Raw genomic sequence first — 19458 nt, 5'->3', positions numbered from 1 at the left:
AGCCGCAGGATCTTTTGAACCACAACTGCATTAACGTCCGCTATTCTGATACGAGTGGATTGTACGCCTGGGAATTCGAGAAAGATGCTCAGAAATTCAGTCTGAAAGTCAAAGGGCAATATATTGCGAACAGCACGATTCATCAGCTCGATGCAGCATTAGACGGGCTGGGGATTGCCTATATTCCCGAGTATGTTGCAGATGGATATATCAAAAGCGGCAAGCTGATTGCTGTTCTGACCGAGTGGTGTCCATATTTTGACGGCTACCATATTTATTATCCTCACCGCCGACAGGATTCTCCTGCGTTTATGGCTTTTCTGCAAGTTTTGCGTGACAGGTACAATAATGGAATAAGATAAATTTATGAGTAAAGGATTATGTCCACGATAAGCACCTGGGTCGATTCCTGGGAGGCGGCCATGAGGGTAGGGAAGCGCCGTCCCGTCAAGTCAGCGTAATGCTCTGCCAGTGTTACAACCAATTAACCAATTCTGATTAGAAAAACTCATCGAGCATCAAATGAAACTGCAATTTATTCATATCAGGATTATCAATACCATATTTTTGAAAAAGCCGTTTCTGTAATGAAGGAGAAAACTCACCGAGGCAGTTCCATAGGATGGCAAGATCCTGGTATCGGTCTGCGATTCCGACTCGTCCAACATCAATACAACCTATTAATTTCCCCTCGTCAAAAATAAGGTTATCAAGTGAGAAATCACCATGAGTGACGACTGAATCCGGTGAGAATGGCAAAAGCTTATGCATTTCTTTCCAGACTTGTTCAACAGGCCAGCCATTACGCTCGTCATCAAAATCACTCGCATCAACCAAACCGTTATTCATTCGTGATTGCGCCTGAGCGAGACGAAATGCGCGATCGCTGTTAAAAGGACAATTACAAACAGGAATCGAATGCAACCGGCGCAGGAACGCTGCCAGCGCATCAACAATATTTTCACCTGAATCAGGATATTCTTCTAATACCTGGAATGCTGTTTTCCCGGGGATCGCAGTGGTGAGTAACCATGCATCATCAGGAGTACGGATAAAATGCTTGATGGTCGGAAGAGGCATAAATGCCGTCAGCCAGTTTAGTCTGACCATCTCATCTGTAACATCATTGGCAACGCTACCTTTGCCATGTTTCAGAAACAACTCTGGCGCATCGGGCTTCCCATACAATCGATAGATTGTCGCACCTGATTGCCCGACATTATCGCGAGCCCATCTATACCCATATAAATCAGCATCCAGGTTGGAATTTAATCGCGGCCTCGAGCAAGACGTTTCCCGTTGAATATGGCTCATAACACCCCTTGTATTACTGTTTATGTAAGCAGACAGTTTTATTGTTCATGATGATATATTTTTATCGGCACTGTTGCAAATAGTCGGTGGTGATAAACTTATCATCCCCTTTTGCTGATGGAGCTGCACATGAACCCATTCAAAGGCCGGCATTTTCAGCGTGACATCATTCTGTGGGCCGTACGCTGGTACTGCAAATACGGCATCAGTTACCGTGAGCTGCAGGAGATGCTGGCTGAACGCGGAGTGAATGTCGATCACTCCACGATTTACCGCTGGGTTCAGCGTTATGCGCCTGAAATGGAAAAACGGCTGCGCTGGTACTGGCGTAACCCTTCCGATCTTTGCCCGTGGCACATGGATGAAACCTACGTGAAGGTCAATGGCCGCTGGGCGTATCTGTACCGGGCCGTCGACAGCCGGGGCCGCACTGTCGATTTTTATCTCTCCTCCCGTCGTAACAGCAAAGCTGCATACCGGTTTCTGGGTAAAATCCTCAACAACGTGAAGAAGTGGCAGATCCCGCGATTCATCAACACGGATAAAGCGCCCGCCTATGGTCGCGCGCTTGCTCTGCTCAAACGCGAAGGCCGGTGCCCGTCTGACGTTGAACACCGACAGATTAAGTACCGGAACAACGTGATTGAATGCGATCATGGCAAACTGAAACGGATAATCGGCGCCACGCTGGGATTTAAATCCATGAAGACGGCTTACGCCACCATCAAAGGTATTGAGGTGATGCGTGCACTACGCAAAGGCCAGGCCTCAGCATTTTATTATGGTGATCCCCTGGGCGAAATGCGCCTGGTAAGCAGAGTTTTTGAAATGTAAGGCCTTTGAATAAGACAAAAGGCTGCCTCATCGCTAACTTTGCAACAGTGCCAGTTTTATTACGAACGTGTTTTGGGTGGACAACGGAAAACATATTTCATCGAAAGACCAAAAAAAGAAAAAACACTTCCTGTTGTGATGAGTGAAGAAGAAACCATTCGGGTACTACGCGCTATTGAAAACGTGAAACACAAGGCTATTCTGATGACTATTTATTCGGCAGGTTTGCGCATTTCTGAATGTATAAACCTGAAAATAAAAGACATTGACTCCAAGCGCATGCAAATTCGTATAGAACAGTCAAAAGGAAAAAGAGATCGTTATACCATTTTATCTGAGAAAACATTAATTATTTTAAGAACATACTTTATGGAATATAAACCAAAAGATTATTTATTTGAAGGTCAAAAAGGTGGCGCATACTCAAGCCGAAGTATTCAAAACATTTTTAAAGCAGCTGTTTTAAAAGCAAAGATTCAAAAGGAAGTTACTGTACATACCTTACGACATAGCTTTGCAACGCATTTGCTTGAGAATGGTACGAGTTTACGTTATATTCAATCGTTGTTAGGTCATTCAAGCAGTAAAACAACTGAGGTTTATACACATATTACCACCAAGGGAATGGAACAATTAAAAAGTCCGATGGATTTGTTAGATATATAGAAAGGATTTGTATATTTGAGCAAAACTTAACAAAAAGCACTATGAATATAAATCCTTTTGAGAGAGTAGAAACGAACGGTAAACGGTTGAAAACGGATTTGTCACTGATAATGAAAGGTTTAGCAAAATAAGATATAGTGGATATATACGCCATTTGGCGTATAGCCACTTGTTATGTGCCATTTTTGAATGACAATGCGAATAGATACAGACAAACAAATGAATTTACTTAGTGATAAGAACGTTGCAATAATTGGTGGTGGACCCGTTGGACTGACTATGGCAAAATTATTACAGCAAAACGGCATAGACGTTTCAGTTTACGAAAGAGACAACGACCGAGAGGCAAGAATTTTTGGTGGAACCCTTGACCTACACAAAGGTTCAGGTCAGGAAGCAATGAAAAAAGCGGGATTGTTACAAACTTATTATGACTTAGCCTTACCAATGGGTGTAAATATTGCTGATGAAAAAGGCAATATTTTATCCACAAAAAATGTAAAGCCCGAAAATCGATTTGACAATCCTGAAATAAACAGAAATGACTTAAGGGCTATCTTGTTGAATAGTTTAGAAAACGACACGGTTATTTGGGATAGAAAACTTGTTATGCTTGAACCTGGTAAGAAGAAGTGGACACTAACTTTTGAGAATAAACCGAGTGAAACAGCAGATTTGGTTATTCTTGCCAATGGTGGAATGTCGAAAATAAGGAGCTTTGTTACCGACACGCAAGTTGAAGAAACCGGTACTTTCAACATCCAAGCTGATATTCTTCAACCGGAAATAAACTGTCCCGGATTTTTTCAGCTATGCAACGGCAACCGATTAATGGCGGGACATCAGGGCATTTTATTGTTTGCCAATCCCAATAATAATGGTGCATTGTATTTAGGAATTAGTTTTAAAACGCCCGATGAATGGAAAAATAAAATTCCCTTAGATTTTCAGGACAGAAACAGCGTTGCCGATTTTTTATTGAAAAGATTTTCCAAATGGAGTGAAGTTTACAAACAATTAATACGTTCGGTATCAACATTTCAATGCTTGCCCACAAGGAAATTTCCTTTGAACAATGATTGGAAAAGTAACCGTCCATTACCCATAACAATGATTGGCGATGCTGCTCATTTGATGTCGCCTTTTGCAGGACAGGGTGTAAATACGGGATTATTGGATGCTTTGATATTGTCTGAAAACCTTACAAACGGAGAATTTACAAGTATTGAAAATGCCATCGAAAACTACGAACAACAAATGTTTGTTTATGCAAAAGATACGCAGGACGAATCGACAGAAAACGAAACCGAAATGTTTAGTCCCAATTTTTCGTTTCAAAAATTATTGAATCTATAAACAGTAAGAAAAAACGGCTACTAACAAGCAGTTTTGCAATAGTGGGGCAGAAGTGCAAAATTGAACTTGTGTGCTTCTATCAACTTTTGTACATTAGCTGCCAGTTTAAGATGGGTGCATTTGAGTATGCCCAAAGGAGCCCGCAAGTATGCGCAGGACGAAGCCAGTAGCCGCGCCGATGGTGGCGCGGGTCTATCTGCGCGTCAGCACCGACGCGCAGGACTTGGAACGCCAAGAGGCGATCACTACGGCCGCGAAGGCCGCCGGCTACTACGTCGCCGGCATCTACCGTGAGAAGGCATCCGGCGCACGCGCCGACCGGCCTGAGCTGCTGCGCATGATCGGCGACCTACAGCCCGGCGAGGTGGTCATTGCCGAGAAGATCGACCGCATCAGCCGCCTACCTTTGCCCGAGGCCGAGCGCCTGGTGGCCTCGATACAGGCCAAAGGCGCACGCCTGGCCGTCCCTGGCGTGGTCGATCTATCCGACCTGGCGGCCGAGGCCCAGGGCGTCGCCAAGATCGTGCTGGAAGCCGTGCAGATCATGCTTTTTCGCCTGGCCTTGCAGATGGCCCGCGACGACTACGAGGACAGGCGCGAACGCCAGCGCCAAGGCATTGAGTTGGCCCGCCAGGCCGGGCGGTACAAGGGCCGCCGTGCTGATCCGAAGCGCCGCGCCCAAGTTGTCGCGCTGCGCAAGTCCGGCTACAGCATCAACAAGACCGCCGAGCTGGCCGGGTACAGTGCGACCCAGGTGAAACGGATATGGGCCGAGGTCAGCCAGGCCGAAGCGAAGCAGCACGGCGCGTTCGTGGAGGACGCATTGACGGAAGCCGATGCCCTGGCCGCTGTCGGCCAGGATGAGCGCCAGGAGGAAAGGGCATGAAGAAGCCGAACCAAGACGACGAGCCGTTTTTCATCACCGAGGAGATTGCGGCCGAAATGATCGCCGGCGGCTATGAGTTCGAGCTGCCGCCCATTCCTTGCACCATCCGCCTACGCGACGTGCTGGAGCGCATGACCGATGCTGAGCTAGCATTGCAGCCGGGCGAGATCGCCGACCAGGAGCGTGAACGCTGCCGGCGCAAGCCGTGTTCAACCTCATGATCTGGTCATGGTATTTTTCATGGCACTGAGCCTGATAGTTCTTGCAAATTGTTGTCACTAAAGGGTTTTGTGTGCTTGTTTACAATCGAGTGGGAGTGACGGGCACTGGCTGGCAATGTCTAGCAACGGCAGGCATTTCGGCTGAGGGTAAAAGAACTTTCCGCTAAGCGATAGACTGTATGTAAACACAGTATTGCAAGGACGCGGAACATGCCTCATGTGGCGGCCAGGACGGCCAGCCGGGATCGGGATACTGGTCGTTACCAGAGCCACCGACCCGAGCAAACCCTTCTCTATCAGATCGTTGACGAGTATTACCCGGCATTCGCTGCGCTTATGGCAGAGCAGGGAAAGGAATTGCCGGGCTATGTGCAACGGGAATTTGAAGAATTTCTCCAATGCGGGCGGCTGGAGCATGGCTTTCTACGGGTTCGCTGCGAGTCTTGCCACGCCGAGCACCTGGTCGCTTTCAGCTGTAAGCGTCGCGGTTTCTGCCCGAGCTGTGGGGCGCGGCGGATGGCCGAAAGTGCCGCCTTGCTGGTTGATGAAGTACTGCCTGAACAACCCATGCGTCAGTGGGTGTTGAGCTTCCCGTTTCAGCTGCGTTTCCTGTTTGCCAGCCGGCCCGAGATCATGGGGTGGGTGCTGGGCATCGTTTACCGCGTCATTGCCACGCACCTGGTCAAGAAAGCGGGCCATACCCACCAAGTGGCCAAGACGGGCGCGGTCACCCTGATCCAGCGTTTTGGATCGGCGCTCAATCTGAATGTTCACTTCCACATGCTGTTTCTCGACGGTGTGTATGTCGAGCAATCCCACGGCTCAGCGCGTTTCCGCTGGGTCAAGGCGCCGACCAGCCCAGAGCTCACCCAGCTGACGCACACCATCGCCCACCGGGTGGGTCGCTATCTGGAACGGCAAGGCCTGCTGGAACGGGATGTCGAAAACAGCTATCTGGCCTCGGATGCGGTGGATGACGACCCGATGACACCCCTGCTGGGGCACTCGATCACTTACCGTATCGCTGTCGGTTCACAGGCGGGGCGAAAGGTGTTCACTTTGCAAACTCTGCCGACCAGTGGTGATCCGTTCGGTGACGGGATTGGCAAGGTAGCCGGGTTCAGCCTGCACGCCGGCGTGGCGGCCAGGGCCGATGAACGCAAGAAGCTCGAACGGCTGTGCCGGTACATCAGCCGCCCGGCGGTATCCGAGAAGCGGCTGTCGTTAACACGAGGCGGCAACGTGCGCTACCAGCTCAAGACGCCGTACCGGGACGGCACCACGCACGTCATTTTCGAACCATTGGATTTCATTGCAAGGCTGGCCGCCCTGGTACCGAAGCCCAGAGTCAACCTAACCCGCTTCCACGGGGTGTTCGCACCCAACAGTCGGCACCGGGCGTTGGTCACGCCGGCAAAACGGGGCAGGGGCAACAAGGTCAGGGTGGCTGATGAACCGGCAACACCAGCACAACGGCGAGCGTCGATGACATGGGCGCAACGGCTCAAGCGTGTTTTCAATATCGACATCGAGACCTGCAGCGGCTGCGGCGGCGCCATGAAAGTCATCGCCTGCATTGAAGACCCTATAGTGATCAAGCAGATCCTTGATCACCTGAAGCACAAAGCCGAAACCAGCGGGACCAGGGCGTTACCCGAAAGCCGGGCGCCACCGGCTGAGCTGCTCCTGGGTCTGTTTGACTGACGAGCCTGAAGGCCAACGATACCAATCAAAATGCTGCGTTCACAGCGCCGCGGCAGGGATCCGCCGTGCTGGTTGTCGGAAAAGGAGCCGCTAGTGGGAAAGAGGAGGGTAAATTTTCAGCGTTGCTGGCTCCCCGTCAGCCGGATTGGGTTGCATCGCAGGGGTGTCGAAAGAGTCAACTGCGGTCCAAAGCTGTTGGACTTGGGTGAAAAGGGCGTTTATTCTTCCTATACGTTGTCGGCAGCGGGCCAAAAAGGAATACGTCCATGCCCATCGAGGTGAAACCGGCTGTGAGCGCGGGTTCAAGCATATAGCCCGACAGGCGCGTATCCTTGCCGATCACGACACGATGGCGGTGGTCACCGCGACGAAAGACACGGCCAGCCGCCATGCCGACGCGCAAGGCGGTTTCCGCCGTCATCGCGCCTTCGTTGGCTTTGCCACGAATACCGTCTGTGCCGAAATATTTGCGCACCATAAGGTCGATTATCCTGTCGTCGGGTCGCCCTCAAAGGGGACATGCCTGCTGAACCGCGAATATAGAGAAATATCCCGAATGTGCAGTTAACGAATTCTTGCGGTTTCTTTCAGCGCCGCCAATACCGCCAGCCCGTCGCGCAAGGGGCGCGGCTCGTGTGTGCGGATGAAGTCAGCTCCACCTGCGGCGGCGGCAAGCTCTGCAGCGAGTGTCGCGGCCCCGACATCCCCCGGACCACGGCCTGTGAGCGCGCGCAGAAAGGATTTGCGCGAAACAGACAGAAGCACCGGCAAATCGAAGCGCAGCCGCAATTCATCGAACCGCGCCAGCACCGAGAGCGAGGTTTCGGGAGCAGCCCCCAGAAAAAACCCCATGCCGGGATCAAGGACAAGGCGGTTGCGTTTGATACCGGCACCCGTCAGCGCCGCGATGCGCGCGTCAAAGAACGCCGCAATGTGATCCATGATGTCGCCAGCGGGTGCCTCGCGCCGATCTGCCTGCCCGTCTTGCACCGAATGCATAACGACGAGTTTGGCAGATGATTTCGCCAATTGCGGATAGAACGCAGCGTCTGGAAAACCGCGAATATCATTGAGATAGGCCACACCACGCGACAAGGCATAGGCTTGCGTCGCGGGTTGATAACTGTCGAGCGAGACGGGAATGCCATCTGCCTTGAGCGCGTCCAGCACCGGCGCGATACGCGCGATTTCTGTGTCGGACGAAACAGGCGCGGCGTCGGGATTGCTGGATGCCGGACCGAGGTCGATCACATCTGCCCCCTCGGCCATCAGCTTACGCGCCTGCGCAATGGCTGCGTCTGGCGCCAGATACCGGCCTCCATCGGAGAAACTGTCCGAGGTTATGTTGACGATGCCGAAAATGATGAGCGATTTATTCATGGGGGCTTCTATAATAATCTCTGTACACGACAAAAATAGATAACTCATTGAAATAATGTCACAATAATTGTTTTCTAACGACGAATACTATGACACATCTCAATGAGTTATATCTTATCTTAAACAAATCTCTAAAATGGAACAAGTCACATTTAAAGTGCTTTGCGCTCATCATGCTTGTGATTATTTTAAAGCAAACATGTAATCTTTCTTCTGCATCTAAAGCCTTGCCCATCAAGTGTTTACCACAATCATTTTATCGACGTATGCAGCGCTTCTTTGCAGGTCAGTATTTTGATTATCGTCAAATTTCTCAGTTGATTTTCAATATGTTTTCATTCGACCAAGTGCAACTGACTTTAGATAGAACCAATTGGAAATGGGGAAAACGAAATATTAATATCCTGATGCTCGCAATCGTTTATCGTGGAATAGCGATACCTATCCTTTGGACATTGCTTAATAAACGTGGAAATTCAGATACGAAAGAGCGTATTGCTTTGATTCAACGCTTTATAGCCATTTTTGGTAAAGACCGTATTGTGAATGTGTTCGCAGACAGAGAGTTTATCGGTGAGCAGTGGTTTACATGGTTAATTGAACAAGACATCAACTTCTGCATTCGTGTTAAAAAAACTTCATTGTCACCAATCATTTAGGAAAGAATCATAAAATTAGTGATTTATTTCGCCATCTTAAAGTTGGTCAAATTGAATGTCGTAAACGACGGATTTTGGTTGGTCGGGTGAAACTATATATAAGTGCACTACAGTTAGAAAATGGAGAGCTTTTACTCGTCGTTTCTCCTCAGTTTAATGCCAATGCTATTCAGGATTATGCATTACGCTGGGAAATTGAAACCTTATTCAGTTGTCTCAAAGGACGCGGGTTTAATCTTGAAAATACGCGCTTGACAGACCCTAGACGAGTGAAAAAATTGATTGCGGTGTTAGCTATAAGCTTCTGTTGGTGTTACTTAACGGGTGAATGGCAACATAATCAAAAAAAAGCGATAAAAATAAAGAAGCATGGACGACTCTCAATGAGTTTATTTCGCTATGGTTTAGACTATGTTCAAATGGCGATTCAGCGTTTAATTGGTTTTGGGAAAAAAGAAGAGTTTAAGGAAATTTTGGCAATTTTAAGAAAGCAGAATCCTGATAGGATAAGGGTTCTGTGAAATTTGTCGTGTACAGAGAAAATTTTTAATATATTGATCTATATGTGATGGTTGCAGGGCACGTTTAGGTCACTTTTGGTCACGTAAGCCCACTCTTAACTGATCTAACTTAACTTTTTACTCGCGTTGAAGCTGATAGCTTTATAGACTGAAAGAAAAAATATTATTTAAAATCAATAATAAAAAAGCCCCCATCTTTCGATGAGGGCTTTTAGAATTTGGAGCGGGAAACGAGACTCGAACTCGCGACCCCAACCTTGGCAAGGTTATGCTCTACCAACTGAGCTATTCCCGCGGAGTCTATCCTGTTTTTTTACTAAAAAACTGAATCGAAAAAAATTTGGAGCGGGAAAGGAGACTCGAACTCCCGACCCCAACCTTGGCAAGGTTATGCTCTACCAACTGAGCTATTCCCGCGGAGTCTATCCAATTTTTTAAATAAAAAACCGAATGAAAAAATTTTGAGCGGGAAAGGAGACTCGAACTCCCGACCCCAACCTTGGCAAGGTTATGCTCTACCAACTGAGCTATTCCCGCATAGCCACGTATAATACATTAAGGATTTTTCAGGTCAATAACTTTATGAAAAACTGTGCATCGTTTGCATAAAATAAAAACAATTTGTTTGAAAATTGGAATATTTTTGCAGGTCGAAGGCTTCCATTTTGATGAAATCATGCAATTCAGATGGTTTCAGCAACTTTGCGACACAAGAACTTGAACAAATACAGGCTATACTAAGACCAGTTGAACCTTTTTTTGAATTTGGGAGAGCCGTTTTGAGTTTAGAACAGCAATTAATTGAGCGTCTACAGACATTAGCGCCTACACATCTTGAAGTGGTGAATGAGTCCGCAGGTCATGGAGGTTATTTCCCAGGTAAAGAGTCGCATTTTAAAGCAGTGATCGTGAGTGAGGCATTTGCAGGTTTGCGTTTGGTGCAACGTCATCAAAAAGTCTATGCCGCAGCCGGTGATTTACTTAGTCCGGGGCAAATTCATGCCTTGGCCATTCATGCGTTTTTACCCGAAGAATGGAAAGGTCAAGACACCACTAGCCCTGAATGTGCGCATGCACCTAAGTCATCTTAAGGTGAGCCATGGAAACGCAATTAATCATTAAAATCATTCATATGTGTGGTGTGGCTTTAGGCTGTGCTGCCATTTTCATTCGTGCTTTTACGCTGTTTAAAGGGACGCAGGGCAATTTACCGAATCCATCAGGTCGTAAGTTTTTTGTTGCTTTGCAACATGGCTCAATGACATTAATTGCTGTGACAGGAATTATCTTATTGTTTATGAAGAACTTTGATGTGCAGCCATGGTTCTATGCCAAAGTTGTACTATTTCTAGCGTTGCTGTCTTCTTTATCTAAAGCGTATAAAAAAGATGACAGTGTTTTATTGGTTCAGCGCCGTGCGGGCTTATTTATTGCAGCTGTTGCACTTATTTTCATCATTACATTGGTTATAATTAAACCAGTTTTTGGATAAATGGCTTATCCACATGGCCGATTTCAAGGCTTGAGTAAAAAAACAAAGATTAGAGGGTTTTGAATGCGTACGCGTGTGGTATTTAACCAAAAAGGTGGTGTGGGGAAATCGAGTATTACGGTTAATTTAGCTGCGATAAGCGCGCACCAAGGTTTAAAAACTTTGGTGATTGACCTCGACCCTCAAGCCAATTCAAGCCAATATTTGTTGGGGGATGATGCGACGTATTCGGCAGATAAGCCTGCACTTGAACCCAATATTGAAAATTATTTTGATGAAGTCTTGGGGACACAACAAAGTAAAGGATTGTTGGGAAATGCCATCGGTTCGATTTTAAAAAATCGTACTAAAGGTCTAGAAAGCTATGTACATCAATCACCGTTTAAAAATTTAGATGTAATTCCTGCCAGTCCAAATTTAGGCGCCTTGGCACATGCCTTAGAATCTAAGCATAAAATTTACAAACTGCGTGATGCTTTGCAGCAGATGAGCGGTCAATATGATCGAGTGTTTATTGATACACCGCCTGCCTTTAACTTTTTTACTTTATCTGCGTTGATTGCGGCAGATCGCGTGCTGATTCCATTTGACTGTGACGTGTTTTCAAAACGAGCTTTACAGACCCTGATCGAAAATGTGTTGGAAACGCAGGATGATCATAATGATCATTTGGAAATTGAAGGCATTGTGGTCAATCAATTTCAGGCACAGGCGAAGTTGCCGCGCGAAGTTGTACAACAACTCAAAGATGAAGGTCTGCCTGTATTGGACAGCATGTTGCCGCCTTCGGTGCTGATGAAAGAATCTCATCATAAAAATCAACCTTTAATCCATTTGGCTGCAGATCATAAATTGACGCAAGCCTATCAATCATTGTTCAATGAAATTGAACAAAAGTAGTATCGAGAAAAGTATGAATGCACTTAAATGTGGTCTAGTTGCTTTCACTGCTGTTGTATTGGGTGCATGTGCAAGTACGCCTAAACCAAGCTATGTTTCACCTACACAGTATCAGTCTTTGAGTTGCCAACAATTGCAAAGCGAATACAACCGAATCCACGACTATATTCAAAATGGTGTAGAAACACCGAAGCGCACAGGCGTTGGTGTCGGTGTTGGCCTCGGTGGTGGCTGGGGCAGCCGTGGAGGTTGGGGAATTGGTCCGAGTATTTCGGTCAATATGGGACAATCTTCGAATACTAAACGTACCGAACTTTCACGCGTTCTAGGTGAGCAAGAAGCGATTGTACAGGCAGCAAAATTTAAAGGTTGTCCGATTATCGTTCGCGCAAATTCGGCTACCGCAGCAAAATCATAAACGGATCATGAGCAGGGGCTCAGGCCTGTGCTATGAGAAAAGTGTAATAAAATTTGTCAGTAGGCGAGGCGTCTACTGGCATTTTTTTTGAGTCAAATAAAATGCACTATTTAGAGCCAATAAAATATTTAAATCTATGAAAAAATTAAATTAAATATCATTCGTAAATTTTAACACCTCCTTCTAGTCTTGAACATTCAGCGTGAGTGCATTGACTTGTACAAGGATAAAACTGACCTAGCGCGTACTTGTTTTTTTAAATTCATTTCGGCTAAGGTGTGCGCTTTGAAACATTGTCTGGGTATTTATGATTGAGAGTTGGCTTTTTGTATTGGCAATGATTGCGGTGATGATGACGCCGGGACCTAGCAATGCACTAATGGCAAGCTCTGCACATCAAAAAGGCATTGCAAAGACGTGCATGCTGATTCCTGCAGAATTATTGGGCTATTTCTATGCTATTAATTTGTGGGCGTTGATTATTCATTTAAGCGCTCCAGTGTGGCCGAATTTAATTCACTTGCTGCATTTTCTTAGTATTGCTTATGTTTTATGGTTGGCTTTTCATTTGTGGAAATCGACGCATTTACATCAGTACAATCAAAAACATCCTTCAATTCAACCACGTGAATTATTTATTTCCTCATTAAAAAATCCGAAAGCCTTGCTTTTTGCTGCAGGTATTTTCCCGATTGAAACTTGGGCAAGCCCATTAAATTTTATTTTGGTTTTCGCTGTATTTAGTGTGGTTTTGCTGCCTGTTGCGTTGTTTTGGATGTCATTTGGACGGACGATTTTGGCCGGTAAGACCCAAAAAATTAAGGCCGATCTTCTGTATAAAGGATCGGCCCTGATGCTGATTTTATGTATGTTCCCTGTGGTTTTACGCTTTTTTGCTTAAAGGCGTTCACCAGATCGGTTTATTTCTTTAATTTTGCTCGAATAAAACCAATTACACCCGGTAAAACACTAATAATAATGATGCCGAAGATCAGATGGGTGAAGTTATCTTTCACGATTGGCATATTGCCAAATAAATAGCCCAAAGTGATAAATGAGCCAACCCAACAAATCGCACCAATCATGTTAAAAGTCAGGAAGTACTTGTAGTTCATGCTGCCTGCACCTGCGACAAAAGGCGCGAAGGTTCGTGCAAAAGGAATAAAGCGGGCAAAAATAATGGTTTTACCACCGTGTTTTTCAAAGAATTTTTGCGTATTCACCAAATGTTGACGGTTAATGAAGCGTGATTCAATTTCAAAGACACGTGGGCCAATATATTTACCAATATGGTAGTTCAGCGTGTCGCCCAAGACTGCCGCGATAAACAGCAAAATCACCAAAACCCACGGATCCATGGCACCTGTTGACGCAGCGAGCGCGCCTGCTGCAAACAGAAGACTGTCACCCGGTAAAAAGGGCATGACCACCAAACCGGTTTCAACAAAAATAATCAGGAACAGAATTGCATAAATCCATACGCCATAATTGGTAATGAACTCGAGTAAATGGTCATCAACATGTAGTATAAAATCAATCAGTTCCATGGGGCTTATATGCGTAAAATAGTGGTCTGATGCTATCAGTCTGGGGCAGTAAAGTCAGTATTAAAACGTAATTAATTATCAGTAAAATCGTTCTATATATGGAATGATGAGTATTATAAAAGCATATTTAAAGAGAATAAGAAACGACCTAATCTAAGCACATCTTTTGAACAGTATTAAGAATAGGTTTCAGTATGCTTAACCCAAATTTGATGGTGAAAAATCTGAGTCAACAGCCTCAAATCAATGCAGTGATCAGTCTCGTTGCACGTATATTAATGGCTTATATTTTTATTGTGGCAGGTTGGGGCAAAATTACGGCTTACACTGCAACCGCAGGTTATATGGAGTCAATGGGTGTACCGGCAGGGCTACTTCCTATCACCATTTTAGTTGAGTTGGGTGGCGGCTTAGCTTTATTGTTTGGTTTTCAAGCACGTTTTGCGGCATTGGGTCTAACCGTATTTAGTTTAATCACTGCATTTTTATTCCATGGTGGTGCTGAAGATGGCATTAACTTTATGAAAAACTTGGCGATGTCTGGCGGCTTATTATTTCTTATGTTACATGGTGCAGGTAAATTCAGTTTGGATCATTGGATTGAAAAATCAAAATAAAGCGGTTATGAGTCCGAGCATCCATCAAAGCGGCGTTCTGCCGCTTTTTTCATGTCTATCGCTGATTGAAAGCGGATGGGTAAAGTCCTGAAATGTGTTGTAAAAAACATCGTTTGGCTTGTGGTTTTTGTCCCTGTCCGAATAGTGTGCGAAAGTCCAAGAAAAATGTTAGAATACGGCGCTTATATTCGTTGCCTGCATAGTTGTTTGCCATGACTACCAATACCCAAATTACTGAAGACCGTATCCTGATTTTGGATTTCGGTTCTCAATATAGTCAGCTTATTGCACGTCGTGTACGTGAAGCTGGTGTTTATTCAGAAATGTACGCATTTGATATGTCTGAAGAAGACATTCGTGCATTTAACCCAAACGGGATCATTCTTTCAGGTGGTCCAGAAAGTGTTCATGAAGAAGGTAGTCCGCGCGCACCACAAGTTGTATTTGAACTTGGTGTACCTGTTTTAGGTATTTGCTATGGTCTACAAACTATGTCAGAACAGCTTGGCGGTAAAGTTGAGCCAGGTACTGTGCATGAATTTGGTTATGCAGAAGTTGATATTAAAGTCCGTGATGCTTTAATTGGTGATCTTGAAGATACCAAAGACCAATTAAAAGTGTGGATGAGTCATGGCGATAAAGTGACTCAAATTCCTGAAGGTTTCCAAATCACTGCTAGCACACCAAGCTGCCCAGTGGCGATGGTTTCTGATGAAAAACGTCGTTTCTATGGTATCCAATTCCACCCAGAAGTGACACACACTGCAAAAGGTGCTGAGTTATTGTCTAACTTCGTACATGGCGTATGTGGTTGCCGTAACTTGTGGAACTCAGAAAACATTATCGATCTTCGCGTAGAACAACTTCGTGAGCAAATTGGTGATCAAAAAGTTCTATTGGGTCTTTCAGGTGGCGTCGATTCATCTGTTGTAGCTGCACTTTTACACCGTGCGATTGGCGACCAATTGACTTGCGTATTTGTAGATAACGGTTTACTTCGTTTGAACGAAGGCGAGCAAGTGATGGACATGTTTGCGAAAAACATGGGTATCCGCGTGATTCGTGCCGACGCTGAAAATCGCTTCTTAACAGCGCTTGCTGGTGAAGTTGATCCAGAGAAAAAACGTAAAATCATCGGTCGTGAATTCATTGAAGTTTTTGCTGAAGAAGCACGTAAGCTTGACGGTGTGAACTTCCTTGCTCAAGGTACTATTTACCCAGACGTAATTGAATCTGCGGCAAGCAAACAAGGTAAAGCGCACGTGATTAAATCACACCACAACGTGGGTGGTTTACCAGAAGATTTAGCATTCGAATTGGTTGAGCCAATCCGTGATTTGTTCAAAGATGAAGTTCGCCGTTTAGGTACAACACTTGGTCTTCCATTTGAAATGCTTTACCGTCATCCATTCCCAGGCCCAGGTCTAGGTGTACGTATCCTTGGTGAAGTGAAAAAAGAATATGCTGACATCCTTCGTCTAGCAGATGACATCTTCATGCAAGAACTTCGCGCAAGCGGCTGGTATGACAAAACTGCACAAGCATTTGCCGTATTCCAACCTGTGAAATCTGTGGGTGTCGTAGGTGATGGCCGTCGTTATGCATGGGTAATCGCGCTTCGTGCTGTAGAAACTGTGGACTTTATGACTGCACGTTTTGCACACCTTCCTTATGATCTTGTAGACAAGATTTCTACACGTATCATGAACGAGATTGCTGAAGTTTCTCGTGTTGTTTATGACGTATCGTCTAAACCACCTGCTACGATTGAATGGGAGTAATTTAGGGATTTCAAGAAGCGAAGCTTCTTGCCTAAATTACGCCAAGAGCTATGCTCGCGGCAGTTTTGGATTTCAAGAAGCGAAGCTTCTTGCCTAAATTACGCCGAAAGCTATGCTTGAGGCTATTTAGGGAAACCTAGATAATTCTAATAAAAAGGACGCCTCGGCGTCCTTTTTTATATCTCAACATTCTATTTATAAACAATTGACCAACTACTATCGCTTTCATTATTCGGTTCAGCTTTAGGCTTTACTTTATGGGTAAAGCTTTGCCAAGACTTCGTCGATTTACGTTCGGGTTTCATGCTTGAATCATATCGCTCTACACGGTTACGGCCATTTTCTTTTGCCTGATACAGGGCAATATCAGCTTGCTTAATCAGTTCAGTTAAATTTTGTTTATGTGATTTAAGCTGTGAAACACCAATGGAGACGGTAAATTGGATCGGGTGATTTGCGACATTCAGCAATGATTGATTTTGAAGCGTTAAACGAATACGTTCTGCGATTAACATTGCATCCTGTATTTGCGTTTCCGACAGCAGCACAATAAATTCTTCACCACCAAAGCGAGCCAAGACATCTTTTTGGCGCATTTCTTTGCGGGTGGTTTCAGCGATACATTGCAGTACTTGGTCACCAACATCATGCCCGTAATTATCATTAATATGTTTAAAATGATCGACATCAAACATCAATAAGCAAGTACTTGCAGGCGTTGGCCATTCATGAATACGGTGCTCAGCCAACTGAACAAACTGACGACGGTTGTATAACTGGGTGAGCTCATCTGTATGCGCTAAATTTTTCAGTGTATGCATATTCCAGTCATCAAGCAGGGTACGTAAAAAATGACGACGTGCATTGAGTGTATTGTTCCAACTCATATGCAGGCTGATCATCCAAACAGGAATAGACACCACCACAAAAATCAGTGCTTCTTGCCATGATAAAAGCTGACTCACCGCAAAAAATACCAATAGCGAAATGAGACCCGAACAATACAAGGCTGGCTTAAATTGTGTTTGTACGCAGACATTGGCAATTAATATAAAGATCGCTGCACCATAGATATAGGACGAGACCATTGGGCTATTTGAAGCCAGTAATAAGCCAATCCAAATCGCGGTGCTACAGACCGTCCCAATCGGTAAGATCATGTCGAGCACACGAATATCTTTTTTGTATTTAAACAGATAAAAGCTGACCAATAGGGCAGCAATAATCATGGCCACTCGAGAAAGACCTGACCAAAAGAACATGTCTGGGATAATAAAAATGTCAGCAAAGAAATAAAGGAGAAACGTAATCTGCGCCATGTAGTTCACTTGACGTAAATAAGGTAACTGATGGGCATACTGATGTTGTAGAAAATAGTTTCTAAACTGCGTAGGAATACGTGCAAAAGGATCTGCAATGGCTTGTTCAATCTCGGCACGATTGGCAAGATCACACTCAGAAAGTTTCAAAGTATGATTATGATTTTTACGAACTTCCTGAGCAGACGAATTAGTCCGAGAACTCATTCGTACATCAACAGACATGTCCCTTCTCCATAAATGGCTTAGGAAAATTATGAATAAAAAATATACAAAAATATCTACCTGAAACTAGGGATTTTTCGAATGAATGATAAAAAATCGTCTGTTGAATGTTACAAAATATATTATTAACTTGCTGTTTTATAAGTTGAAATTTGATTGCGTCCTGCAGATTTTGCTTGATAAAGTGCCTGATCGGCCATGCGAATTACACTTTGTAAATCTCGGTTTTTTTGACCAAATTCGGCAACACCAATAGAAACGGTAAATTTAAGTTTTTGTAGTGTATCAAGTTCTAAATAATCATCGGCTATTGCCCGTCGCAGACGTTCGGCAATATCTTGAGCCTGACGCAGGTGTGTCTGCGGTAAAAGGATAATAAATTCTTCACCACCGAAGCGGGCAATGATGTCTTGACTACGTAAGGTATGTCGGCACGTTTCGGCAATTTGTTGTAAAACATGATCACCAATATAGTGCCCAAACTGATCATTAATATTTTTAAATTTGTCGACATCAAAAATCAGTAATGAAAGCGGCTGTAACGGTTCGGACTGATGATGAATATGATAATTGGCAAGTTGAATAAATTGACGTCGATTGTTTAAGCCAGTCAGCACATCGGTATGCGCCATAATATTGAGCGCTTCACGGTTCAACTGATCGAGTTTACTGTGTAAAAATACAATTCTAGATTTTTGCGTTGAATTCCAACTGATATACAAACTAAATAACAACACGGGCGAATAGATCAAGATAAACAGTTGCAGTTGATGGATATTGCCAGAAATGGCGAAATACACCCCAATCAGTATAATTAGACTGATACATAGAGAAATGAGCACAGCAGCCTTAAAGCGGATTTGCACACATAAATTGGCTAACACAATAAAAACCAAAGATGCATATAAATAGATCGGCACATCGGGGCTATTGGATAAATTGAGTAGGCTAAACCACAGCGCAGAAGCACCAACGATCGATAGGGGAAGCATCAAGTCAAAGAGTAAAATGCTCTTACTATATGTATAAATGCCCCATGTGATGCCCATCATCAGTAAGGTATAGGCCGTTTTTAAGCCTATCGCGAGCAAACCCACATCGGGCAACATAAACCAATCCGCTATGGCATAAGAGAGATAGGCCAATTGTGCAACGATGTTGACTTGGAAAAAGAATTTAAAAAGTTGATGACGATGATAGTGGAAAAATTCTTGACGAAATTGAGCAGGAACGCGAACAAAGGTTCCTTTCAAGGCTTTTTGGATCAGTGCACGTGATTCTTTCTTATACTCATTGATCATGCAAGATTACCGACGGGTGAGCATGGTTTGTATGTAAGTTTATGTAACTAAAATAATCTATATCATTTTTATTTAAAATTAAACACGTTATTTCAATGATTTGTGAATTATTTGGTATTGTTTGGTCAAAAGTGAGTGTTAATTTGTGTTACTTAAATTTACATTTCACGTGATTTGAGCAAGTAATTTCGCATTGGGTGTTGTCTAAATAAGCATCAATAACTGTTATGCTGTATGTCATATTAGGCAACAAAAAAAAGATTGTCCTATCTCTGTGATTCAGCGTATTAATGACAGCTGAAGAAGATTGAGTTAAT

The 19458-nt window shown here is 44.6% G+C and carries 21 protein-coding genes and 3 tRNA genes; 15 read left to right on the top strand and 9 right to left on the bottom strand.

The window, feature by feature from the left end; translation table 11 throughout:
- Positions 1-14: 14 nt before the first annotated feature.
- A complete protein-coding gene (locus G0029_RS15300; protein ID WP_001016278.1) occupies positions 15-362 on the top strand; it encodes a LysR substrate-binding domain-containing protein in 348 nt (115 codons plus the stop codon).
- A 136-nt stretch (positions 363-498) separates the two neighbouring features.
- Here G0029_RS15300 and G0029_RS15295 read toward each other — a convergent pair whose 3' ends face one another.
- Positions 499-1314, bottom strand: coding sequence for an APH(3')-I family aminoglycoside O-phosphotransferase (locus G0029_RS15295; RefSeq protein WP_000018323.1), 816 nt, complete (start codon positions 1312-1314; stop codon positions 499-501).
- A 129-nt stretch (positions 1315-1443) separates the two neighbouring features.
- Between G0029_RS15295 and G0029_RS15290 the strand changes: the two genes are divergently transcribed.
- The 6 genes from G0029_RS15290 to G0029_RS15265 all read left to right on the top strand — a co-directional run bounded on the left by G0029_RS15290 (position 1444) and on the right by G0029_RS15265 (position 6981).
- Entirely contained in the window at positions 1444-2148 is a 705-nt protein-coding gene (locus G0029_RS15290) for an IS6-like element IS26 family transposase (RefSeq protein WP_001067855.1), read from the top strand.
- Between the two features lie 72 nt (positions 2149-2220).
- Positions 2221-2814, top strand: coding sequence for a tyrosine-type recombinase/integrase (locus G0029_RS15285; protein ID WP_205779272.1), 594 nt, complete (start codon positions 2221-2223; stop codon positions 2812-2814).
- A 189-nt stretch (positions 2815-3003) separates the two neighbouring features.
- Positions 3004-4170, top strand: coding sequence for a tetracycline-inactivating monooxygenase Tet(X3) (locus G0029_RS15280; RefSeq protein WP_024160783.1), 1167 nt, complete (start codon positions 3004-3006; stop codon positions 4168-4170).
- 148 nt (positions 4171-4318) lie between these two features.
- Positions 4319-5056 carry a recombinase family protein gene (locus G0029_RS15275; protein ID WP_172691663.1) on the top strand — a complete coding sequence of 246 codons (738 nt, stop codon included), beginning with the start codon at positions 4319-4321 and terminating at the stop codon, positions 5054-5056.
- Complete coding sequence (locus G0029_RS15270; protein ID WP_000743213.1) at positions 5053-5277, top strand: hypothetical protein; 225 nt, start codon at positions 5053-5055, stop codon at positions 5275-5277. The genes G0029_RS15275 and G0029_RS15270 overlap by 4 nt, the downstream gene beginning before the upstream one ends.
- A gap of 210 nt (positions 5278-5487) precedes the next feature.
- On the top strand, positions 5488-6981 hold the full coding sequence (locus G0029_RS15265; RefSeq protein ID WP_015344975.1) for an IS91-like element ISVsa3 family transposase: 1494 nt from the start codon (positions 5488-5490) through the stop codon (positions 6979-6981).
- Positions 6982-7156: 175 nt separating this feature from the next.
- Here the strand turns inward: G0029_RS15265 and G0029_RS15255 are convergent, their stop codons facing one another.
- Positions 7157-7459, bottom strand: coding sequence for a phosphoglucosamine mutase (locus G0029_RS15255; protein WP_000251875.1), 303 nt, complete (start codon positions 7457-7459; stop codon positions 7157-7159).
- A gap of 86 nt (positions 7460-7545) precedes the next feature.
- Positions 7546-8361: a sulfonamide-resistant dihydropteroate synthase Sul2 gene (gene sul2 / locus G0029_RS15250; RefSeq protein ID WP_001043260.1), complete on the bottom strand. Its 816-nt coding sequence runs from the start codon at positions 8359-8361 to the stop codon at positions 7546-7548.
- A gap of 89 nt (positions 8362-8450) precedes the next feature.
- Between sul2 and G0029_RS15245 the strand changes: the two genes are divergently transcribed.
- Positions 8451-9541 (top strand): IS4-like element ISAba1 family transposase gene (locus G0029_RS15245; protein ID WP_085940648.1). Its coding sequence is split into 2 segments (ribosomal slippage): positions 8451-8991 and positions 8991-9541, totalling 1092 coding nucleotides; the frame shifts between segments, so codons are not numbered across the junction.
- Between the two features lie 219 nt (positions 9542-9760).
- Here the strand turns inward: G0029_RS15245 and G0029_RS15240 are convergent.
- From G0029_RS15240 to G0029_RS15230, 3 genes are all read right to left on the bottom strand, one after another.
- Positions 9761-9836 (bottom strand) — tRNA-Gly (locus tag G0029_RS15240).
- Positions 9837-9882: 46 nt separating this feature from the next.
- Positions 9883-9958 (bottom strand) — tRNA-Gly (locus G0029_RS15235).
- Between the two features lie 47 nt (positions 9959-10005).
- Positions 10006-10078: transfer RNA gene (locus G0029_RS15230), tRNA-Gly, on the bottom strand.
- Positions 10079-10320: 242 nt separating this feature from the next.
- On the opposite strand from G0029_RS15230, the gene G0029_RS15225 reads away from it, so the two are divergent.
- From G0029_RS15225 to G0029_RS15205, 5 genes are all read left to right on the top strand, one after another.
- A complete protein-coding gene (locus G0029_RS15225) occupies positions 10321-10632 on the top strand; it encodes a BolA family protein (RefSeq protein WP_078191519.1) in 312 nt (103 codons plus the stop codon).
- 8 nt (positions 10633-10640) lie between these two features.
- Positions 10641-11033, top strand: a complete 393-nt coding sequence (locus tag G0029_RS15220) for a SirB2 family protein (protein ID WP_180085642.1) — start codon at positions 10641-10643, stop codon at positions 11031-11033.
- 63 nt (positions 11034-11096) lie between these two features.
- A complete protein-coding gene (locus G0029_RS15215; protein WP_180110238.1) occupies positions 11097-11933 on the top strand; it encodes a ParA family protein in 837 nt (278 codons plus the stop codon).
- A gap of 13 nt (positions 11934-11946) precedes the next feature.
- The gene (locus tag G0029_RS15210; protein WP_078191516.1) at positions 11947-12351 is read left to right on the top strand and encodes a hypothetical protein; all 405 of its coding nucleotides are present in this window, start codon (positions 11947-11949) and stop codon (positions 12349-12351) included.
- Between the two features lie 307 nt (positions 12352-12658).
- Entirely contained in the window at positions 12659-13252 is a 594-nt protein-coding gene (locus tag G0029_RS15205) for a LysE family translocator (RefSeq protein WP_180107665.1), read from the top strand.
- A 19-nt stretch (positions 13253-13271) separates the two neighbouring features.
- Here the strand turns inward: G0029_RS15205 and G0029_RS15200 are convergent, their stop codons facing one another.
- Positions 13272-13898 (bottom strand): DedA family protein, encoded by a 627-nt coding sequence (locus tag G0029_RS15200; RefSeq protein ID WP_078191514.1) that lies wholly within the window; start codon positions 13896-13898, stop codon positions 13272-13274.
- A 194-nt stretch (positions 13899-14092) separates the two neighbouring features.
- Between G0029_RS15200 and G0029_RS15195 the strand changes: the two genes are divergently transcribed.
- Entirely contained in the window at positions 14093-14515 is a 423-nt protein-coding gene (locus G0029_RS15195) for a DoxX family protein (RefSeq protein ID WP_180107664.1), read from the top strand.
- 212 nt (positions 14516-14727) lie between these two features.
- Entirely contained in the window at positions 14728-16296 is a 1569-nt protein-coding gene (guaA, locus tag G0029_RS15190) for a glutamine-hydrolyzing GMP synthase (RefSeq protein WP_078194056.1), read from the top strand.
- A 191-nt stretch (positions 16297-16487) separates the two neighbouring features.
- Here guaA and G0029_RS15185 read toward each other — a convergent pair whose 3' ends face one another.
- Both G0029_RS15185 and G0029_RS15180 read right to left on the bottom strand, forming a co-directional pair.
- Positions 16488-17822 carry a GGDEF domain-containing protein gene (locus G0029_RS15185; RefSeq protein ID WP_227591930.1) on the bottom strand — a complete coding sequence of 445 codons (1335 nt, stop codon included), beginning with the start codon at positions 17820-17822 and terminating at the stop codon, positions 16488-16490.
- Positions 17823-17965: 143 nt separating this feature from the next.
- Positions 17966-19141 carry a GGDEF domain-containing protein gene (locus G0029_RS15180; protein WP_180107662.1) on the bottom strand — a complete coding sequence of 392 codons (1176 nt, stop codon included), beginning with the start codon at positions 19139-19141 and terminating at the stop codon, positions 17966-17968.
- Positions 19142-19458 lie beyond the last annotated feature (317 nt).

Source organism: Acinetobacter sp. YH12138 (assembly GCF_015218525.1).
Lineage (GTDB): Bacteria > Pseudomonadota > Gammaproteobacteria > Pseudomonadales > Moraxellaceae > Acinetobacter > Acinetobacter amyesii.
The sequence above is the reverse complement of the archived record's forward strand: the minus strand, read 5'-3'. Positions and strand labels throughout refer to the sequence as shown.

Excerpts from the sequence above, each read along its gene's own strand:
- G0029_RS15295 (WP_000018323.1), bottom strand. The coding sequence starts at position 1,314 with ATGAGCCATATTCAACGGGAAACGTCTTGCTCGAGGCCGCGATTAAAT.
- G0029_RS15290 (WP_001067855.1), top strand. The coding sequence starts at position 1,444 with ATGAACCCATTCAAAGGCCGGCATTTTCAGCGTGACATCATTCTGTGG.
- G0029_RS15280 (WP_024160783.1), top strand. The coding sequence starts at position 3,004 with ATGACAATGCGAATAGATACAGACAAACAAATGAATTTACTTAGTGAT.
- G0029_RS15275 (WP_172691663.1), top strand. The coding sequence starts at position 4,319 with ATGCGCAGGACGAAGCCAGTAGCCGCGCCGATGGTGGCGCGGGTCTAT.
- G0029_RS15270 (WP_000743213.1), top strand. The coding sequence starts at position 5,053 with ATGAAGAAGCCGAACCAAGACGACGAGCCGTTTTTCATCACCGAGGAG.
- G0029_RS15265 (WP_015344975.1), top strand. The coding sequence starts at position 5,488 with ATGCCTCATGTGGCGGCCAGGACGGCCAGCCGGGATCGGGATACTGGT.
- G0029_RS15255 (WP_000251875.1), bottom strand. The coding sequence starts at position 7,459 with ATGGTGCGCAAATATTTCGGCACAGACGGTATTCGTGGCAAAGCCAAC.
- sul2 (WP_001043260.1), bottom strand. The coding sequence starts at position 8,361 with ATGAATAAATCGCTCATCATTTTCGGCATCGTCAACATAACCTCGGAC.
- G0029_RS15220 (WP_180085642.1), top strand. The coding sequence starts at position 10,641 with ATGGAAACGCAATTAATCATTAAAATCATTCATATGTGTGGTGTGGCT.
- G0029_RS15215 (WP_180110238.1), top strand. The coding sequence starts at position 11,097 with ATGCGTACGCGTGTGGTATTTAACCAAAAAGGTGGTGTGGGGAAATCG.
- G0029_RS15210 (WP_078191516.1), top strand. The coding sequence starts at position 11,947 with ATGAATGCACTTAAATGTGGTCTAGTTGCTTTCACTGCTGTTGTATTG.
- G0029_RS15205 (WP_180107665.1), top strand. The coding sequence starts at position 12,659 with ATGATTGAGAGTTGGCTTTTTGTATTGGCAATGATTGCGGTGATGATG.
- G0029_RS15200 (WP_078191514.1), bottom strand. The coding sequence starts at position 13,898 with ATGGAACTGATTGATTTTATACTACATGTTGATGACCATTTACTCGAG.
- G0029_RS15195 (WP_180107664.1), top strand. The coding sequence starts at position 14,093 with ATGCTTAACCCAAATTTGATGGTGAAAAATCTGAGTCAACAGCCTCAA.
- guaA (WP_078194056.1), top strand. The coding sequence starts at position 14,728 with ATGACTACCAATACCCAAATTACTGAAGACCGTATCCTGATTTTGGAT.
- G0029_RS15185 (WP_227591930.1), bottom strand. The coding sequence starts at position 17,822 with ATGAGTTCTCGGACTAATTCGTCTGCTCAGGAAGTTCGTAAAAATCAT.
- G0029_RS15180 (WP_180107662.1), bottom strand. The coding sequence starts at position 19,141 with ATGATCAATGAGTATAAGAAAGAATCACGTGCACTGATCCAAAAAGCC.